Origin of the sequence: Streptomyces sp. CA2R106 (assembly GCF_037034245.1) — a bacterium.
Taxonomy (GTDB): domain Bacteria; phylum Actinomycetota; class Actinomycetes; order Streptomycetales; family Streptomycetaceae; genus Actinacidiphila.
Genome location: NZ_JBAGKC010000222.1, coordinates 1 through 248 on the forward strand (window position 1 = coordinate 1; position 248 = coordinate 248).

General features: G+C 69.4%; 1 protein-coding gene. It reads left to right on the forward strand.

Annotated elements, in window-relative coordinates:
• Positions 1-55 precede the first annotated feature (55 nt).
• The coding region (locus WA788_RS35840; RefSeq protein ID WP_335984735.1) for an acyltransferase domain-containing protein at positions 56-248 on the forward strand (193 nt) is incomplete at its 3' end.

Genomic DNA, 248 nt, shown 5'->3' on the forward strand with positions numbered 1-248 from the left:
TGCGGGTGTGTCGTCGGCTTCGGTGGTTGCCGGGGTGGCGCGGGCGGATGCCCGCGTGGGGTTGGTCTTCGCCGGCCAGGGATCGCAGTGGACTGGCATGGGCCGGGAGTTGTACGCGTCCAGCCCGCTGTTCGCCGAGGTGTTCGACCGGGTGTGCGGGCTGTTGGAGTTGGAGCTCGGGGCTGATGTGCCGGTCCGGGATGTGGTCTTGGGTTCCGAGGGTGTGGACGCGGGTCTGGCGGATCAGA